At 51.9% G+C, this 16,971-nt stretch carries 16 protein-coding genes and 2 pseudogenes; 3 read left to right on the top strand and 15 right to left on the bottom strand.

The window, feature by feature from the left end:
• Positions 1 to 12 precede the first annotated feature (12 nt).
• The 8 genes and pseudogenes from EJN92_RS15070 to hda all read right to left on the bottom strand — a co-directional run.
• Positions 13 to 609 (bottom strand): annotated as a pseudogene (locus EJN92_RS15070) (ABC transporter ATP-binding protein); the annotation flags it as partial.
• A gap of 77 nt (positions 610 to 686) precedes the next feature.
• Positions 687 to 1,394, bottom strand: a complete 708-nt coding sequence (locus tag EJN92_RS15065; RefSeq protein ID WP_126128576.1) for an ABC transporter permease — start codon at positions 1,392 to 1,394, stop codon at positions 687 to 689.
• A gap of 64 nt (positions 1,395 to 1,458) precedes the next feature.
• Positions 1,459 to 2,271 carry a 3-methyl-2-oxobutanoate hydroxymethyltransferase gene (gene panB / locus EJN92_RS15060; RefSeq protein WP_126128575.1) on the bottom strand — a complete coding sequence of 271 codons (813 nt, stop codon included), beginning with the start codon at positions 2,269 to 2,271 and terminating at the stop codon, positions 1,459 to 1,461.
• An 83-nt stretch (positions 2,272 to 2,354) separates the two neighbouring features.
• Positions 2,355 to 2,528 (bottom strand): annotated as a pseudogene (locus EJN92_RS15055) (DMT family protein); the annotation flags it as partial.
• A 235-nt stretch (positions 2,529 to 2,763) separates the two neighbouring features.
• Complete coding sequence (gene folK / locus EJN92_RS15050) at positions 2,764 to 3,252, bottom strand: 2-amino-4-hydroxy-6-hydroxymethyldihydropteridine diphosphokinase (protein WP_126128574.1); 489 nt, start codon at positions 3,250 to 3,252, stop codon at positions 2,764 to 2,766.
• Positions 3,245 to 4,609: a polynucleotide adenylyltransferase PcnB gene (gene pcnB / locus EJN92_RS15045; protein WP_126128573.1), complete on the bottom strand. Its 1,365-nt coding sequence runs from the start codon at positions 4,607 to 4,609 to the stop codon at positions 3,245 to 3,247. The genes folK and pcnB overlap by 8 nt, the downstream gene beginning before the upstream one ends.
• Positions 4,606 to 5,283 (bottom strand): histidinol-phosphatase, encoded by a 678-nt coding sequence (locus EJN92_RS15040; protein WP_126128572.1) that lies wholly within the window; start codon positions 5,281 to 5,283, stop codon positions 4,606 to 4,608. The genes pcnB and EJN92_RS15040 overlap by 4 nt, the downstream gene beginning before the upstream one ends.
• A gap of 76 nt (positions 5,284 to 5,359) precedes the next feature.
• Positions 5,360 to 6,088: a DnaA regulatory inactivator Hda gene (gene hda, locus EJN92_RS15035; protein ID WP_126128571.1), complete on the bottom strand. Its 729-nt coding sequence runs from the start codon at positions 6,086 to 6,088 to the stop codon at positions 5,360 to 5,362.
• Between the two features lie 266 nt (positions 6,089 to 6,354).
• Here hda and purM point away from each other — a divergent pair, with 266 nt between their 5' ends.
• The gene (gene purM / locus EJN92_RS15030; protein ID WP_126128570.1) at positions 6,355 to 7,422 is read left to right on the top strand and encodes a phosphoribosylformylglycinamidine cyclo-ligase; all 1,068 of its coding nucleotides are present in this window, start codon (positions 6,355 to 6,357) and stop codon (positions 7,420 to 7,422) included.
• Positions 7,423 to 7,661: 239 nt separating this feature from the next.
• On the opposite strand, the gene EJN92_RS15025 is transcribed toward purM, so the two are convergent.
• The gene (locus EJN92_RS15025; protein ID WP_126128569.1) at positions 7,662 to 8,189 is read right to left on the bottom strand and encodes a peroxiredoxin family protein; all 528 of its coding nucleotides are present in this window, start codon (positions 8,187 to 8,189) and stop codon (positions 7,662 to 7,664) included.
• A 360-nt stretch (positions 8,190 to 8,549) separates the two neighbouring features.
• Positions 8,550 to 9,638 (bottom strand): lipopolysaccharide heptosyltransferase II, encoded by a 1,089-nt coding sequence (gene waaF, locus EJN92_RS15020; protein WP_227869564.1) that lies wholly within the window; start codon positions 9,636 to 9,638, stop codon positions 8,550 to 8,552.
• A gap of 248 nt (positions 9,639 to 9,886) precedes the next feature.
• Here waaF and EJN92_RS15015 point away from each other — a divergent pair, with 248 nt between their 5' ends.
• Complete coding sequence (locus EJN92_RS15015) at positions 9,887 to 10,933, top strand: DUF535 family protein (protein ID WP_157984373.1); 1,047 nt, start codon at positions 9,887 to 9,889, stop codon at positions 10,931 to 10,933.
• An 81-nt stretch (positions 10,934 to 11,014) separates the two neighbouring features.
• On the opposite strand, the gene EJN92_RS15010 is transcribed toward EJN92_RS15015, so the two are convergent.
• On the bottom strand, positions 11,015 to 11,392 hold the full coding sequence (locus EJN92_RS15010) for a hypothetical protein (RefSeq protein WP_126128567.1): 378 nt from the start codon (positions 11,390 to 11,392) through the stop codon (positions 11,015 to 11,017).
• Positions 11,389 to 12,960 carry a S41 family peptidase gene (locus EJN92_RS15005; RefSeq protein ID WP_126128566.1) on the bottom strand — a complete coding sequence of 524 codons (1,572 nt, stop codon included), beginning with the start codon at positions 12,958 to 12,960 and terminating at the stop codon, positions 11,389 to 11,391. The genes EJN92_RS15010 and EJN92_RS15005 overlap by 4 nt, the downstream gene beginning before the upstream one ends.
• A gap of 156 nt (positions 12,961 to 13,116) precedes the next feature.
• Here EJN92_RS15005 and EJN92_RS15000 point away from each other — a divergent pair, with 156 nt between their 5' ends.
• On the top strand, positions 13,117 to 13,668 hold the full coding sequence (locus EJN92_RS15000) for a DNA-3-methyladenine glycosylase I (RefSeq protein WP_126128565.1): 552 nt from the start codon (positions 13,117 to 13,119) through the stop codon (positions 13,666 to 13,668).
• Positions 13,669 to 13,787: 119 nt separating this feature from the next.
• On the opposite strand, the gene EJN92_RS14995 is transcribed toward EJN92_RS15000, so the two are convergent.
• The 3 genes from EJN92_RS14995 to EJN92_RS14985 all read right to left on the bottom strand — a co-directional run bounded on the left by EJN92_RS14995 (position 13,788) and on the right by EJN92_RS14985 (position 16,865).
• A complete protein-coding gene (locus EJN92_RS14995; RefSeq protein ID WP_126128564.1) occupies positions 13,788 to 14,600 on the bottom strand; it encodes an ABC transporter ATP-binding protein in 813 nt (270 codons plus the stop codon).
• Positions 14,601 to 14,633: 33 nt separating this feature from the next.
• On the bottom strand, positions 14,634 to 15,464 hold the full coding sequence (ntrB, locus tag EJN92_RS14990) for a nitrate ABC transporter permease (RefSeq protein ID WP_227869838.1): 831 nt from the start codon (positions 15,462 to 15,464) through the stop codon (positions 14,634 to 14,636).
• Positions 15,465 to 15,563: 99 nt separating this feature from the next.
• Positions 15,564 to 16,865, bottom strand: coding sequence for a CmpA/NrtA family ABC transporter substrate-binding protein (locus EJN92_RS14985; protein ID WP_126128562.1), 1,302 nt, complete (start codon positions 16,863 to 16,865; stop codon positions 15,564 to 15,566).
• Positions 16,866 to 16,971 lie beyond the last annotated feature (106 nt).

The raw sequence follows: 16,971 nt of genomic DNA, 5'->3' as shown, positions 1-16,971 counted from the left end.
ACGGTTTAGAACTTAACGGTTTTCCAGTTTGCCGTCGCGCAGCTTGAGCCTGTGCACTCCCGGTAAGGCGATCAGGTCTCTGTCGTGGCAGACCATGATGACGCTGCTGCCTTCTTGGATTAAATCCGGTATCAAGGCAATCACTTGCTCGCGCGCTTCGCCGTCGAGATTTGAGGTCGGCTCATCGAGTAGCAATAAAGCCGGACGCAGCACTTTGGCTCTGGCCAGCGCGACTCTTTGCTTCTCGCCACCAGACAAGGTAGTGGCCAGCTGCTCGCGCAGATGTGCGATGCCAGCCCAGTCTAGCGCTTGTTGCAGGGCGATTTTTTGTTGCGCTAGCGGGATGCCGCGCAGCTTCAAGCCATACACGATATTGCCAGCTACCGTATCGGCAAACATGATGGGGTGCTGATGCACATAAACTATGCTATCGCGCAACACGCGCGGGTAGGCCGCCCAGTTTATCGCTGCACCACGGAACTGCGCCTGCTGTATCTGCGCTTGATCGAGGCCACTGAGTATGCGTAGCAAAGTGCTTTTGCCCGCGCCATTGATGCCGGTCAGTACGTAGGCGCTCTGGGTTTCTATCGTCAGGCTAGCGATGTCGAGCAGCCATTCACGCGCCGGGCTTTGTTGCGATTGCGTGCCGCAGCGCTTACGCAGGCCATGTAGCTGTAGCAGTATGCTCATCGCCGCCGCCCATAGTGAGGTGTATCGCCTTGCAGCAATAACAGCGCGGCGTTGAGCAGTAGCGCCAGCGCAATCAGGACGACGCCTAATGCGATGCCCTGAGCGAATTCACCCTTGCTGGTTTCTAGTGCAATCGCGGTGGTGATGGTACGGGTTTGGCCGGCGATATTCCCGCCTACCATCATGGCGCAACCGACTTCAGAAATGACCCGCCCAAAGCCATAAATCAAGGCGGCCATGACGCCAAAGCGCACTTCGTGCATGACCGTGAGCATCACTTGCCAGGGTCTGGCACCTAGTGTGATCGCGGTCTCGGCCAGCCGTGGATCAGCCGCCTGCACCGCGCTTAAAGTGAGCGCGATCAAGACTGGCATGGCGATTAAAGCTTGGCCTAAGATGATGCCGGACTGAGAAAATAACCAGTGCAAGGAGCCGAAAGCGCCCTGACGGCTAAGCAGCAAATACAGCAGCAAGCCTATCAAGACGGTCGGTAGCGAGAGCGCCGCCTGCACCAGCCAGATCAGCACCCGGCGTCCGCGAAACTGCGAGCTGGCGATCAAATAACCCGCCAGCAGCGCAGGCACGGTCGCCAGCGCCAAACCGAGCACGGAGGTCTTGAGCGAAACCCAGACGATTTGCCACAGCTCTGGGTCACCAGAAAATAGCAAAGCAAAGGCATCCGCCACCGCTGCAGAGATACTCATGGGCGACTCATGGGTGACTCATAAGCGGCTCAAGAGATCGCTAGGTGGAGGAAAATAATTAGGCTCAAAAGCAATGTTCAGGCGCCGGAAAGGACAAGTCTTTAACGGCTGCAACATAGGCCAGCACGGCAGCATCGATACTGCTATGCCCTTCCATGAAGTTTTTTACGAACTTGGCTTTGCGACCCGGGAACACGCCCAGCAAATCGTGCATGACCAGCACTTGGCCTGAGCAATCCGGGCCAGCGCCTATGCCTATGGTGGGAATCAGTAGCAGGTCGGTGACTTGCTTACCCAGCACTGAGGGGATCGCCTCCAGCACCAGCAGCGTGGCACCGGCGGCCTGCAAGATCAAAGCATCTTTTTTAAGTAATTCGGCCGCTTCGGCAGTTTTGCCCTGTACTTTATAACCGCCTAGCTGATGCACCGATTGTGGTGTCAGACCCAAATGGGCGCACACCGGTATCGCCCGCTCGGTTAAAAATTGTATGGTGGGCGCAAGCCATGCTCCGCCTTCCAGCTTGACCATCTGGGCGCCGGCTTGCATCAAAGTTACCGCGTTATTAAAGGCCGCTTCTGGCGTGCCATAACTGCCAAACGGCATATCGGCCACTAGCAAGGCGCTCTTGTTGCCGCGTGCCACACTCGCCGTATGGTAGGCGATCTCGGCCACCGTCACCGGCAAGGTCGAGCTATGTCCCTGGCTAACCATGCCCAGTGAATCACCGACCAGCAGGATCTCTACCCCGCACCTATCCATCAATGCCGCGAAGCTGGCATCGTAGCAAGTGAGCATAGTAATTTTATTGCCCTGGCCACGCTGAGCGATCAAGCCAGGGAGGCTTACTGCCTTACGATCTTGTAAATATTCAGCCACGATTTTCTCCACAATTTCTACAATTAAGATAGCGCTGCGCAGGTAATTTTAATGGCTGCGCAGAAAAATGCCCCGGTCTTGCCCTAACTTCTGAATATAAAATACAGCGCGCCTATCAGACACAAACCAGCCCAGACATCAACTATTTTAAACGGCTGATCAATGTAAAATTTTGCAAACGGCACGAAGACTAACAGGCTCAATGCCACTTGTAAAATTTTAAGTTGCGCCAGGCTGCAGTGAGTGTAACCGATACGCTAGTCCCGCACTTGCAACAGCTAGCTGATGCGCGCGCTGCTAGCTACGACGTGAATAAATCTGACGCTCACACTACGTTTGCAACACTAGCTTTGCAACACCATAGCGATAAGACTAAATACGGGAGTATATGAATCAGATCGCCATTTGCGCATACCAGATAAGCGGCTTTAGCTAAAACATGGTCATACTATCAGGGAGTATCCGAAACAAACCAATTAAATTTGCAGTCGATTAAGCCAGCTTACGGATTGCCTGATCGGCGACACCAGGGGCAAATTGATGCGCCGCCCCTTTACCCGGTATGCGGATAAAAGGATCTAGCTGCAACAGCGGCAGCAAGACAAAAGCCCGCTCCGTCATGCGCGGATGCGGCAGCGTCAACTCTTCAGTGTGTATGCTTTGATCGGCATACAACAGCAGATCCAGATCCAGAGTACGCGGCGCATTCCGATACGGACGTTCGCGCCCAAACGCCAACTCAAGCTCTTGCAAGGCGTGCAGTAAATCGAGCGCGCTCAGCGCTGTGCTCAGCTCAATCACCGCATTCACATAATCGTCACCTAGTGCATCGACCGGCGCACTCAAAAACAAACTCGATTGCGCCTTCAAGATGGTTTCTGGCAATTGCGCCAGACGCTGTATCGCTTGCTGCACGCTGGCCTGCGCATCGCCCAGATTGGCACCTATGCCTATGAATGCGGCGACCTGCATCTTACTCATCAGCAGCAACAGCCGCGCGCGGTTTGCTGGCGGGAGCACGGCGTGGTTTGCGCTTTTTGGCCGCACCAGCTGCAGCTTTTGGTTTAGCCGTGAGCAATTCTTCGCGGGCGACTTCATCACCATTGATAAACGCGGTCCACCACTCGCCGATTTCGGCTTCGACTTCGCCGGAAGCGCAGCGCAGTAACAGGAAATCATAACCGGCCCGCAAGCGCGTGTTTTCTAATAATTTATACGGCGTTTTACCGACGCGTTTTTCAAAGCGTGGCTGCATGGCCCAGATGTCGCGCATGTCCGAGCCTATCTTGCGTTGCAGCGCCAGCGCATCGGTTTGGGCATTGAGTACATCGTCGGCCGCCAGATGCAGCGCCGGTATCGAGAACTCACCGGCAGCGATATACGCATTCCATTTTTCCAATACCTGATGCCACAGCAAAGAGGCAAACAAGAAACCGGGCGAGACTGGCTTGCCTTGCTGTATGCGCTCGTCCGTGCTGGCCAAAGCCAGAGTGACGAACTTCTCGCCCATGGGTTGCTCTAACACCACGTCGAGCAAAGGCATCAAACCATGATGCAAACCGGCTTTGCGTAATTGCTGCAGACATGCCATCGCATGGCCGCTCATCAATAATTTAAGCATCTCATCAAACACGCGCGCACTAGGGACGTTATTGATCAAGGGCGCCATCACCGCGATCGGCGCGCTGGTGGCCGCATCGATAGTAAATTGCAGCTTGGCGGCAAAGCGCACCACGCGCAGCATGCGCACCGGATCTTCGCGATAACGCGCTTCCGGCACACCGATGATGCGCAGAGTTTTTTTGCGGATATCGGCAATCCCGCCGTGATAATCGAGCACAGTCTGGCTGGCCGGATCGTAGTACATGGCATTGATGGTGAAATCACGTCGAACCGCATCTTCGTGCTGCTCGCCGAAGGTATTGTCGCGCAACACGCGGCCATGTTCATCCTTGGGCGCTGCTTCGGTGGCGGGGCCACGGAAGGTGGTGACCTCGAGTAAATCCTGACCGAACATCACATGCACGATCTGAAACCTACGCCCGATAATGAAGGCACGTCGGAATAAGCGCTTGACTTGCTCAGGCGTGGCATTGGTGGCGATATCGAAATCCTTGGGTTTGACGCCCAATAATAAATCGCGCACCGCACCGCCAACCACAAAGGCCTTAAAGCCGTTTTCTTGTAGCGTTGAAGTGACCCGGATGGCATTTGAGGATAGCAATTTGGGATCGATACCGTGTTCTTTGGCGCTCAGCACTTTAGGCTTGCGATTGCCAGCGGCCTCATCTGCAGAACTCTTAACGCCGAGTATTTTGCGTATAAATTTTTTTATCATTGCTCGTTGAATAAGTGAAGAGTAGGCCAGCCCTGAGTTTGGGCATGGGCGCTAAGTAGAGCATTTGGATTGGTGGCGACCGGGTGCGTGACGATAGACAACAAGGGAATATCGTTTTGTGAATCGCTGTAAAAATAACTGACCGGGAAGTCGCTCAGTTGCTTGCCCTGCCCTGCCAACCAGGCTTGCAGATGATGCACCTTGCCAGCGCCCGAGGTCGGCACGCCTAATAGTTTGCCGGTGATTTTGCCATCGACATCACGCTCAGGTTCGGCCGCAATCAGATGCTCCACCCCAAAGGCAGTCGCAATCGGCTCGGTCACGAAGCGATTGGTGGCGGTAATGATGACGATCAGGTCGCCCTGATCCTGATGCTTCTCGATCAAATCTAAGGCACTAGGCAAGAGCGCCGGCTGAATCACTTCTTGCATGAATTTGGCATGCCATTGATCGAGCTGCTCACGCGGAAATTGCGCCAGCGTACCGAGCGCAAACTCCAGATATTCTACCGGGTCGATAGTACCGGCCTGATACTGTGCAAAAAAATCGGCATTGCGACGGGCAAACACCTCGGCATCGACCGCACCTATGCGCGTCAAAAACTGTCCCCATTCGTAATCCGAATCGATGGGAATTAAAGTGTGATCAAGATCGAATAAAGCGATATTGCGCATGAAATTTCAATCCAGGTAAGTTAATCTAAATAAGTCAATTTAAATAAGTCAATCTAAATAAGTTCGTTATCACTGTTCACTGCTCCGCGTTCGGTTCAGCGTTTGTTTCAGCGTTCAGGCTTTGCTGTTGCTGCTGATATAGCTGATTGAGTACTTCACGCAGCAAAGGCAGAGTAATCGGACGCTTGGTTTCTAAAGAATAGTGATCCAACTGATCGAGCATCTCGGTCAGTGAGCTCATATCACGCCGATAATGGGTAATCAGATAGGGTAACACGCCAGGCGAAATTGATATACCGCGTGCTTGCGCAGAACGTTCCAAAGCATCAATTTTATCCTCGTCGGTCAACTCATGCACCTGATAAATCAAGCCCCAGCCGAAGCGGGTACGCAAGTCTTCGCGCACATTAAGTATCATAGGCGGATGATTGCCGGCCGCCACCAAAAAACCGCCATGCGCCCGAATCTCGTTAAACAGCGCAAAAGCATCGATCTGCGCCGCAGCCGAGAGCCGCTCGCAATCATCGAGCAGATACAGGCTAATCGCCGGATCATGTACAAACTCGCTTTCCGGCGCATCCGGTGCGATATAGCGCGCGTTTTCACTCTCGGCTAAAGCATGTAGCAAATGCGTCTTACCCGCGCCCGCAGCACCCCACAAATACACAAAACGCTCACCGTACTGACTTCCGGTACGGGCAAAAAACAGACTCAATAGTTGTGCCAACTCCGCATTCTGCCCAACCACAAAGCTCTCTAGGGATGGCGGTTGTTCCGCATCCAAATCCAATAGCATTTGCCTCATGACTAAATAAAAAGTTCCCGCAAATTGAGCGAACGCTGTGTTGACAGCGCGGCCGATAAATAAAAATAAGCTCTGGCTTTAACAAAAAAATAGACAAACCTATAAGTGTAAGCTTGCCGCAATTTGCGTCTCCAGACAAAGCAAAACAGAGAAAAACCTAAAAACTAGGTGAATCCTGAGTCGATTTGTTAAAATAGCGGTTTTGCTGGTCTATTTTCTGGCAATTCCGCTATTTTACCGCCTCACGCCCTCTACTGACGAAAATCATGAGTACTTCTACTTCGGCTACTACGCCTGCAACTACCGCTGTCTCTCTTTCCTACGCCGACGCAGGTGTCGATATGGTAGCTGGCGATGCGCTAGTTGATGCCATTAAACCTTACGCCAAACGCACGATGCGCGAAGGCGTCATGGCCGGCATCGGCGGTTTCGGCGCCATGTTTGAAATCAGCAAAAAATACAAAGAACCGGTTTTGGTCTCAGGCACCGATGGTGTCGGCACTAAACTGAAATTGGCTTTCCACCTGAACCGTCACGACACCGTGGGTATCGATCTGGTCGCCATGAGCGTCAATGATATTCTGGTGCAAGGTGCAGAACCCCTGTTCTTCCTCGATTATTTCGCTTGCGGCAAACTCGATGTGGCCACTGCCACTGACGTCATCAAGGGCGTTGCCTTTGGTTGCGAACAAGCTGGTTGCGCCTTGATCGGTGGCGAAACCGCTGAAATGCCTTCCATGTATCCTGAAGGCGAATACGATTTGGCCGGTTTTGCAGTCGGCGCAGTAGAAAAATCAAAAATCATCGACGGCAGCAAAATCGCTCCCGGCGACGTTATTCTTGGTTTAGCCTCTTCCGGCATCCACTCGAATGGCTTCTCTTTGGTACGCAAAATTATCGAGGTCGCAAAACCAGACCTGAACGCCGATTTCCATGGCCGCAGTCTGGCAGATGCCTTGATCGCCCCTACCCGTATTTACGTCAAGCCTTTGCTGGCTCTGATGGCTAGCCTGGAAGTCAAGGGCATGGCGCACATCACCGGTGGCGGTCTGGTCGAAAACGTACCTCGCGTATTGGGCGACAAATTGACTGCGATCCTCAATAGCGCTGCCTGGGATATGCCGCCACTGTTTAAATGGCTGCAACAACACGGCGGCGTGGCCGATGCAGAAATGCACCGCGTCTTCAACTGCGGTATCGGCATGGTCGTGATCGTAGCAGCTGACATCGCTGAAGCGGCAATGGCGCAATTGACTGCCGCCGGCGAAACGGTCTACAACATCGGCAGCATCCGCGCCCGTGCCGGTGACGAGCACCAGACTCAAGTTATCTAAGCTTATCTAAGAATAAAACACATACTGGCAGGGGGTATCCCTGCCAAATAGACGAAAAGCGCACGAATCACGTGCGCTTTTTTATTTGAGAAGATTAAAATAAGGGGAGTATATACCCCCCTATTTAGATATTAATAGGACTTACGGAAAATTGTTCCAGCTAGGCGTATCGCCGAAGACAGTAATTAGTACGGCAAGGCGAATACAACGACGCTGGGGCGGTTTTGCGTAAGTCCTAATTAACTATCCAGCGACTCCCACAAGGTATCCCAGTCATTCGGCAAGAAACTACCTTCACGCTTAAACACCAACTGATTCTTGGCATTAATCACAAAATGGGTGGGCTGACGAGTGATCACACCGAAATTATCTTTGTGCTCCGGCGCATTGCGCCACACCGTAGGGAAGCGCTGCTCTTTCGGTACCGCTAGCGCGATCAGCTTATTGTAGTCATCAAAATCTTTTTTCTCCTGGTCGATATTAATCGCCAGCAAAACAAAATTGCGCTTGGCATTGCCCACATAAAATTCGCGCATCAATTTCAGATCGCGTGAACACAGGCTGCAACCGGCGGTAAAAAAACTGACTAAGACGGTTTTCCCCAGGTAATCGCTCAATTCGAGTTTTTTACCGTTGGCATCTAGCCCATGCAGATTGAATTTTTGCGCCTCTTTTTGCGCTTCCTTGGTTTGCTGTGCCAATACAGGCAGGCCCAGCAGGCTGGCGGAAGCGGCCATCGCTGCCAATATAAATTCTCTTTTTTTCATCGTATAGTTTCAATCTTGAAGGAAAATCGGGCCGTTTTAATCCAACTTAGGACTTACGCAAAATTGTACCAGCTAGGCGTGCCACCGAAGACAGTACATCAGTACGGCAAGGCGGATACAACAACGCTGGGGCGATTTTACGTAAGTCCTGCAACTAACAGAGGCAAGCTAGCGAATGGGCTAGTAAGTAAATTCTTGCAGTCTTACTATCTTACACAAAAGTAGCCGTACTTGTCTAAGTTGATGCATGCAACGCACGTGCTAAGACCTGCGCCCTGGTGCAGAGTTCAAAATGCTTGTTTAAAGCTGGGAATTAAATTTGAGAATAAAATTTAAGAGTGAAGTTTGAAAATGAATCGCCTAAGCATCCAGCATAGGCTGCAATAAAGTCCAGACATGTTCGCTGCTAATTTTTTGCATACAGTCTTGATGACCCAGCGGACACTCTCTTTGCTTGCAGGGACCGCAAGCGAGATGCAGAGAAACAGACTTGGCGACATCCGAAAACGGTGGGGCATGCTCGGGGTCAGTCGGCCCGTACAAGGCAATCACAGGACGATTCAAGCCAGAAGCGACGTGCAATAAGCCAGAATCATTACTCACCATCAGCGCCGCGCCGGCGATCACCGCGATCGCCTGATCCAAACTGGTTTTACCGGCAAGATTGATAAGACCTGGAGATAGACTTAGGATTTCTTCACATACATCAACGTCTTTAGGAGAACCCAACAAGACCACTTGCGCCTGTGGATGCGCTTGTTTGATAGTCTGAGCCAAACGCGCAAAATGGCTGGCAGGCCAACGCTTGGCGGTGCCGAATTCTGCACCGGGAGCAAACACGATCAGTTTACTGCTGCCGCTCAGCCCCAGGGATGTATACACCGTCTCGATCTGAGCAGGTGCCACATGCAACACAGGCCTAGGCAAAACCAAGGCAAACTGGGTCTTGGGTTTAGCCGCCAATGCCGCGTAAAATTTGGTCATAGGCAGCGGTGCGCGTCGATTATCGTGATGCATCACATTAATCAAGCCATAGCGGGTCTCGCCCCTGTAGCCTATGCGCTTTTTGATGCCAGCCAACCAGGGCAATAAGGCGTATTTCAAGGTATTCGGCAGCACATAGACTTCGGAGTAAGAGCGATGGCGCAAAATTTGCGCATAACTTAAGTACTCACGAAACTTGAAGGAGCCATGCTTGAGCGAGCTCTCTATCACATGATCGACTTCGCTCATGGCACGCATCACTGGTGCCACCCAACTCGGCGCCAACACATCGATCGCTCTGTGCGGATAATTTTGCTTTAACAATTGCAGCAAGGGCTGCGCCATGATGGCGTCGCCTATCCAATTGGGAGCGATCACCAACATCCTCGAATTATGTGAAGAAACCGTAATGCTGCTACTGGCAAGCGCCATCTCTTCATCGACGGAAATCAAGGCACGCTTCATCTTAGTCTAGGCCAGAGTGAGCGTCGAAAAAACAAAGAATGATTTTTTACGATATTTCATTATTTCGGTTTGTATGTTTTTCAAAAAAACAAATCCTGAAGGACCTGGCACCAGAGCCAACAGCGCCACTAAATACAGTCAGTTACAAGGGATGTACATTACGTTACAATCCATCTGCGAACCGCGATAGTACCAACTTTTATGTATTTTTGAAAATTATTTTTCTGTACCGTAGACTCTCCTTACACATGCATAAACCTCCCGCTGATGCTGCGCCTTCCAATATCCAGATTGTTGATATCCACCACTTAGCCTTAAGCCAGCCGCATCCGCTATCACTGTTTACTAGCTCAGCGCTGCGCCCGGTTAGTTTATATACGGGGGTCAATCAATCGCAGCGCGGACTGTCGTATCTTAGAGAGACGATAAAAATAAGCTTACGTGCCGTATTCAGTTATCCTACGGCACGTCTATGGATAGCGCTTTGGAACTCTAGCCCCTTCCACAAAGACTTGGCACTGGCCAATCCCAGCATCTTAAAAAAAATCTTTCGACCTTATCTTTCCAGGCAGCTAACTTGCGGCGCCCGACTGGAGCTGGTGTATTCCCATTACGCACTCATAGCCCAGCAGCAATTGGGCGACCTGGTGTTAGCCGCAGCTAAGGCCCCCGTTACGCTCAGCCAATTCACAGGAAAATCTGGCGCGATTTATCAACTAGAACTGCTGGCAGCCACCACCATGGAACGTGAGGGTGAGCTGGTTTTGCAATTACGTAATGGTGGCCATGCGCATGACAGTGCGCAAGACAGTGTTTTGTTCTCTGTTGCCTTCACATTTTTCTCGCGTGCCGGAACTAGTGGCGTTGCCATAGGCTGCCTGCAAGGTGGCCGCGAGCCGAATAGTCTAGAACAGATACGTGTGGCCACCAAGGATATGTATGGCTTGCGCCCCAAGACGCTATTGGTAAGATTGGTACAGCAATTAGGCCTGCAACTGCAGTGCGAGGATCTACTACTGGTTGGAAATAAAAACCGTGTAGTGACGCAGCCGCTAAAAAAAGGCAAGGTGTTTGCCGATTACGACGCCAGTTGGCAAGAGCTGCAAGCCGAGCCACGCGCAGATGGCGACTTCCGTCTGCCCTGTGTGGCCTTGGCTGAGCCAGATATGGCGAGTATCCCCTCGCATAAACGCTCAGAGGCGAAAAAACGCTTTGGCTTACTTTCTAGCATTTCACAGTCTACCTGCGAGAGCTTTTTCGCTCAGGATCCAGCACAGGATTTTTTACCTAAGTAGAGAACGCATATTGGCAGCGCAGGCTGGTGCTGCCAGCGCTGCAAGCCAAGCGAGCCCAGCTTTTACGCGCTAGCTAGCAAACTACTCTGCCACACATTTGGCGTGCTTGAGATGCACTTCTTGTGCCTTGTTCTCATAGATTAACCAGCATTGCTGAGCGCGGATTTGTAGTTTGAAGATGTGTGGCATCTCGACCACCCGTCCCTGCAGCATTTGACCGCTAGCATCGTATCGTGGCGTACGCGCATAGGAAAACTGGCTGCTATCGATCAAAGTATTTTCAGCCAGATCAATACTGGCGAGGCCTAAAAATGTCGCCGTCTGCAGTTGCAACTCTTGCCTGGCAAGCTGATCGACTGCCAGCAGACGCGCCGCTGTTCCAATTGCGGGCGTAACGGCCTGGCAGGCAGCAAGCGTTCCAGCAAAAAGAATAAATAAGATAGCTTGCGCTATTTTCATCGCAAACTCCCACTGCCATAAATGGCGATTTCCTTGGCAGCCGGGCGTACCAAGCGTAAATTTTGCGTGGCATAGCCGGCCTGTAAATTGACACCCACGCTGGCTGCTGGGCAAACTTTACTCTCGCGATAACTCAGGGCCGCCGCCAATTGGCCTTCGGTCGGATCACCGAGCGCGCGGGTAAAATCATCGGCCACGTTACAGGTGGCGGCTATCCCATCCGAGTAGTCACCAAACCCCTTATTGTTGACGCCTTTAAACTGAATCGCGAAATAGGTGGTGCCACAATTAGGCGTGGGATAAAAGCCATACGGCTTGCCGCAAGTCTGAGCACCGATCAAGTTAACTTCGATGTCTATACCTTGCAAGCCATTGATGATGGCCTCACTGGCTGAACAGGTGCCAGCACTGGTCAGTAGGCTGACGCGCTTCAAACCCAAATAGGGTAAGGTCGAACCTTTTGGCACACCTTGGGTGGTGGAAAAACCGATCGCTGTCGCGAAAAAGGGCGTCGCCGGATCAGGTCTGATCTTATCGTTAAACTGGGCTTGCTCAAAGACCTTACCGGCGGTGGCGGTCGGTCCGGCTATCATATATGCCAACTCACTGGCGACATACAAGAGGCCGCCGCCGTTATACCGTACATCAAGCACCAGATCAGTCACTCCTGCCGTTTTTAGTTGAGTGATCGCGTCGACCAAGCCCTTTTCTGAATTTGCATTGTGCTCATGAAATGTCAGATAACCGACCGTGCCACTGCTAGTGCTAATGGTTTTCACATTCTGCACCGGCGCTACCGCCACATTTTCAGCAACCATTGGCGCATTGATGGTGCTGCCATTGCGCTCGAAAACGAAAGTGTGGAGTTCACCTGTTTTTTCTGGAAACAGCGCCTGGTTAAATATGGCGATATCAGCCGCCACTGCACTGTTAAGGTAATCAAGGCTATCGATGGTAGTCAATTGATCACCGCGGCGCAGGCCTGCCTTATCCGCCGGCGAGCCCAGTTCAACGGTAGCGATCACCCGTTTGCGTGGGAAAGTACCGCTAGCACTACGCGACCAACGTATCCCATAACCTAGCTCCACCCCTTGCTGCGAAATCGCATCCCACTCTGCGCTAGAATAGGTAAAGTGAAACCTATCCTTGGCTTTGCCTGAGGCAGTCAACTCAGGCGTTTTCAGCGCATCGAAATAAGCAATAGGATTAGCGTAACTATCGGGATTCAAGCTAGCCGGCACTTCTTTATACCAGAGATAAGTTTCATCTATCCAGGAACGCAACCATTGTTTTTCTGTCGTCAAACTACCAGGTTTATCGGGATAGGCCAGGTTTTTATTAAAGGGATCGCCGCCAACTCTAGGCGCCTGACAAAGATTCGCCAGTGTGATCGATGGCGCCAGCGCTGTGCCAGTGCTAGTACCGTTGCCAGCACTGCCGCTAGCAGCACAAGCAGCTGCATTGCCAGAACAACTGCTAAGACTAGTGCCGCCACCGCCGCCACCGCAGGCGGATAAAAGTAGCGCGAACCACAGCGCAGTAAATGGTAAATAAGCTTGTTTCAACATAAAGCGAGACCTAAAATTTTCTGGATACGGCGAATGATTTCGACAAATCTAAACGGCGCAAGTCAGTATTGCTTGCGCTATTAGGATTTTTATCAAATGTTAAAATAGCATACGCCAATTTTAGAAATAATTTTAGAACCAATTTAGAAAGACACAATGCCAGTCACTCGCTGCGCCTGGGCTAATCCAGCCAATCCACTCTACCTTGCCTATCACGACGATGAATGGGGCGTGCCTTGCCACGACGAGCTGCGCTTGTTCGAGATGCTGAACTTAGAAGGCGCACAGGCCGGATTGAGTTGGGAAACCATACTCAATAAACGCGCCAATTATCGCGCGGCGTTTGATGATTGGGATGCAAAAAAAATCGCCGCCTACGATGCCGCCAAGGTCGCCGCATTATTGTGTAACGCCGGCATCGTGCGCAATCGTCTGAAGATCGCTGCCGCCATCACCAATGCGCAAGCTTACCTGCGTCTCTGCGCAGAAGTCGGCAGTCTGGACGCCTATCTGTGGGCCTATGTGGGCGGCGTGCCTATAGCGAATCACGGCGAGCGCATCATCAAAACAGATTTATCCGACCGCATCTCAAAAGATTTGCTCAAACGCGGCTTCAAGTTTGTCGGCTCCACCATTATCTATGCGTATATGCAGGCGATAGGCATGGTGCAGGATCATGCTGATGACTGCGACTGGAAACAGCGCTGAGCCATCCCAGACAAATTTAAAAAGTGATGCCGCCAGCGCGCATATCCCATGCGGCTTGCAGGCCATGCAGGCTGGAGACCCGCATGGTATATGCGCGAGCGGCCTGCTGCCTAAAAATTTTAGGCAGCATCCTTGGCTGGATGCGATTGGCGGTGGTATAAAAACTCCAGTACGGCGCTGCGATATTCGGCATACAAGGGGTCTTGCGAGAGCGCGACCCGCTCGCGCGGACGCTCCAGTTTGACGCTTAGAATTTCGCCTATGGTGGCCGCCGGGCCGTTGGTCATCATCACGATACGGTCAGAGAGCAACACCGCCTCATCCACATCATGCGTCACCATCACCACGGTCGATGCGGTCTTGGCGACGATCTTCAGCAACTCGTCTTGCAAATGGGCGCGCGTCAAGGCATCGAGAGCGCCAAAGGGTTCATCCAGCAGTAGCACCTTAGGCTCAATCGCCAAGGCGCGCGCGATCCCCACCCTTTGTTTCATGCCGCCTGAAATTTCATTCGGACGTTTGTTTTCCGCGTGAGTGAGGCCGACCAGCGACAAGGCTTGCATAGTACGCTTCTGTAATTTGGTGCCATTTTCCCTTGCGCCAAAGACCCGCTCCACCGCCAGATACACATTTTCATAGCAAGTGAGCCAAGGCAGTAGCGAGTGGTTCTGAAACACCACGCCGCGCTCAGGCGAAGGCCCGGCGATTTCACGATTAGCGCACAACAGTGTGCCGGAACTGGCGGTCGTCAAGCCAGCGATCAGGTTGAGCAAAGTCGATTTACCGCAACCCGAGTGGCCTATCAGGGTAATAAACTCACCCTTGGCGACACTAAGATTAATATCACGCAGAGCGTGAAAACTCCCTTTCTTGGTATTAAAACGCATCTCGACATTGTTGATCTCTATGTATTTCGCATCTAACTTTTCCATCTTGAACTCCTTACTCGCTGATTAATTTAAGGATTAACTAGGCACATCGTCATAAGTAAAAGCACGGGCCACGGCCACCAGTATTTGCTCTAAAATCAGGCCGACCAAACCTATCACCACAATCGCGATGATGATGTGCGGGACGTTCAGGCTATTCCATTCATCCCAGACCCAGAAGCCAATACCGACACCGCCGGTCAGCATTTCTGCCGCGACTATCACCAACCAGGCAGTACCAATCGCTAACCTAACCCCGGTCAGCATGTAGGGCAGTACAGAAGGGAATAAGATTTTGGTGAATATCTTCCACTCAGACAGATTCAAGACCCGCGCTACGTTCATATAGTCTTGCGGCACGCGCTGCACGCCGATCGCGGTATTGATGATCATGGGCCAGATCGAACAGATAAAAATCGACCAGATCGCTGCCGGATGTGCCGACTTAAATACCAGCAAGCCTATCGGCAACCAGGCCAGCGGCGAGACTGGCTTGAGTAAGCTGATGATGGGATTGAACATACCGGACAAAAATTTAAAGCGCCCTATCAGAAAGCCCAAGGGGATACCGACCGCAGCAGCCAGACCGAAGCCCAGTGCCACCCGCTTGAGCGAGGCAAAGATGTTCCAGCCTATGCCCTGGTCGTTCGGCCCGTTTTGATAAAACGGATCAGAAAACACCTTAATTGCCTCTTGCAAGGTAACCCAGGGAGAGGGAAAACTGGAGGTCTTGATCGCGATAATTTCCCAGATCAAGATCAGTAGACCTACGCCCAACATAGGTGGCAGAATCGCCAGAAAAAACGGTTTTAAGGAAACAGAAAAACGCGCTTGCTTTTTTTCTTTTGCAGGCAGCGGTACTGCCATCGCCTCTGCTGGCGGTGTGCTGACAATAGTTTTAATCTCGGCTGTACTGCTGGCCGGGTCGCGGATTACGCCATGTACCATGGTATTCATTTCACTCCCCTATGCTTTAATCTTGAACGAGGCAGCATAAGCTGCCGGATTTTTACCATCCCAGACCGAGCCATCCATCAGTTTGCTACTGCGCATGGCATCCTTAGGCACGGCGACCTTGGCCATTGCCGCCGCATCTTTGTAGACATCGATGCGGTTGACTGCTTTTGCCACAGCCAGATAATCCGGATCGGCTTTCAGCAAGCCCCAGCGCTTGTGCTGAGTCATGAACCACATGCCGTCCGACAGGTAAGGGAAATTCACCGCACCGTCATTGAAAAATTTCATGTAGTTAGGATCGTCCCAGGTCTTGCCCATACCATTTTGGTAGCGCCCCATAATTCTTTGATTGATCACATCGACAGAGGTGTTGACATAGGCCTTGTCGGCGATGGTTTCGGCCATCTTGTTTTTATTCGTCAGGGAAGCGTCGATCCAGCGGCTCGCCTCAAGAATTGCGGCTGTCATGGCGCGTGCCGTATTTGGGTACTTCTGTACAAACTCGGCGCTGGTGCCCAAGACTTTCTCTGGATGATCTTTCCAGATATCTTGCGTCGTCGCTGCTGTGATGCCGATACCGTCGGCAATCGCCCTATGATTCCAAGGCTCACCGACGCAGTAGCCATCCATATTTCCAACCCGCATATTGGCGACCATTTGCGGTGGCGGCACGGTGATCACCTTGGCTTCTTTTAAAGGGTTGATACCATGCGCCGCCATCCAGTAATTGAGCCACATCGCGTGCGTGCCGGTCGGGAGGGTATGGGCAAAGGTGTATTCGCGCTTTTCCATTTGCATCAGCTTGGCCAGGCCCGCACCATCCACCGCCCCTTTATCCGCCAGTTTCTTCGACAAGGTAATGGCCTGCCCGTTATTATTCAGAGTCATCAAGACCGCCATGTCTTTCTTATTGCCGCTCACGCCCATCTGCACCCCATAGATCAGCCCGTACAAGACATGTGCGGCGTCGAGTTCACCATTGACTAATTTATCGCGCACACTGGCCCATGAGGATTCCTTGGTCGGAATAATTTTGATGCCATATTTTTTATCAAAACCAAGCACCGATGCCATCACAATCGAGGCGCAATCGGTAAGCGGTATGAAACCAATGCGCACTTCTTCTTTCTCTGGCTTATCCGAACCGGCGGCCCAGACACCACCTGAACGTAGCCCGACGACACCAGCTCCTGCGACGACTGCAGCACCCTGCAAAAAATGACGGCGCTGAAGATTAGTTTGGGTGCTATCAAGGTGAGCCTCCACGGTAGTGAAATCTTCAGACTTATTCTTTGGTGTTTGAATTGACATAGTGCGCTCCAGCTTAAGAAAAAAATGTAAACAAAAAAGGCGTCTTGCTACATTGAATAAACAATGTAAGAAGACACCTTTGTCTCGGTGAATCGACCGCCGTTAG

This window comes from Undibacterium parvum, assembly GCF_003955735.1.
Taxonomy (GTDB): domain Bacteria; phylum Pseudomonadota; class Gammaproteobacteria; order Burkholderiales; family Burkholderiaceae_D; genus Undibacterium; species Undibacterium parvum.
This window is presented reverse-complemented; position numbering and strand designations above follow the sequence as displayed.

What these genes read in the sequence shown, in the direction of transcription:
- EJN92_RS14985 (WP_126128562.1), bottom strand. Translation starts at nt 16,865, where the DNA reads ATGTCAATTCAAACACCAAAGAATAAGTCTGAAGATTTCACTACCGTG.
- EJN92_RS15025 (WP_126128569.1), bottom strand. Translation starts at nt 8,189, where the DNA reads ATGAAAAAAAGAGAATTTATATTGGCAGCGATGGCCGCTTCCGCCAGC.
- EJN92_RS15000 (WP_126128565.1), top strand. Translation starts at nt 13,117, where the DNA reads ATGCCAGTCACTCGCTGCGCCTGGGCTAATCCAGCCAATCCACTCTAC.
- EJN92_RS15015 (WP_157984373.1), top strand. Translation starts at nt 9,887, where the DNA reads ATGCATAAACCTCCCGCTGATGCTGCGCCTTCCAATATCCAGATTGTT.
- EJN92_RS15010 (WP_126128567.1), bottom strand. Translation starts at nt 11,392, where the DNA reads ATGAAAATAGCGCAAGCTATCTTATTTATTCTTTTTGCTGGAACGCTT.
- EJN92_RS15065 (WP_126128576.1), bottom strand. Translation starts at nt 1,394, where the DNA reads ATGAGTATCTCTGCAGCGGTGGCGGATGCCTTTGCTTTGCTATTTTCT.
- EJN92_RS15040 (WP_126128572.1), bottom strand. Translation starts at nt 5,283, where the DNA reads ATGCGCAATATCGCTTTATTCGATCTTGATCACACTTTAATTCCCATC.
- hda (WP_126128571.1), bottom strand. Translation starts at nt 6,088, where the DNA reads ATGAGGCAAATGCTATTGGATTTGGATGCGGAACAACCGCCATCCCTA.
- purM (WP_126128570.1), top strand. Translation starts at nt 6,355, where the DNA reads ATGAGTACTTCTACTTCGGCTACTACGCCTGCAACTACCGCTGTCTCT.
- folK (WP_126128574.1), bottom strand. Translation starts at nt 3,252, where the DNA reads ATGAGTAAGATGCAGGTCGCCGCATTCATAGGCATAGGTGCCAATCTG.
- pcnB (WP_126128573.1), bottom strand. Translation starts at nt 4,609, where the DNA reads ATGATAAAAAAATTTATACGCAAAATACTCGGCGTTAAGAGTTCTGCA.
- EJN92_RS15005 (WP_126128566.1), bottom strand. Translation starts at nt 12,960, where the DNA reads ATGTTGAAACAAGCTTATTTACCATTTACTGCGCTGTGGTTCGCGCTA.
- waaF (WP_227869564.1), bottom strand. Translation starts at nt 9,638, where the DNA reads ATGAAGCGTGCCTTGATTTCCGTCGATGAAGAGATGGCGCTTGCCAGT.
- EJN92_RS14995 (WP_126128564.1), bottom strand. Translation starts at nt 14,600, where the DNA reads ATGGAAAAGTTAGATGCGAAATACATAGAGATCAACAATGTCGAGATG.
- ntrB (WP_227869838.1), bottom strand. Translation starts at nt 15,464, where the DNA reads ATGGCAGTACCGCTGCCTGCAAAAGAAAAAAAGCAAGCGCGTTTTTCT.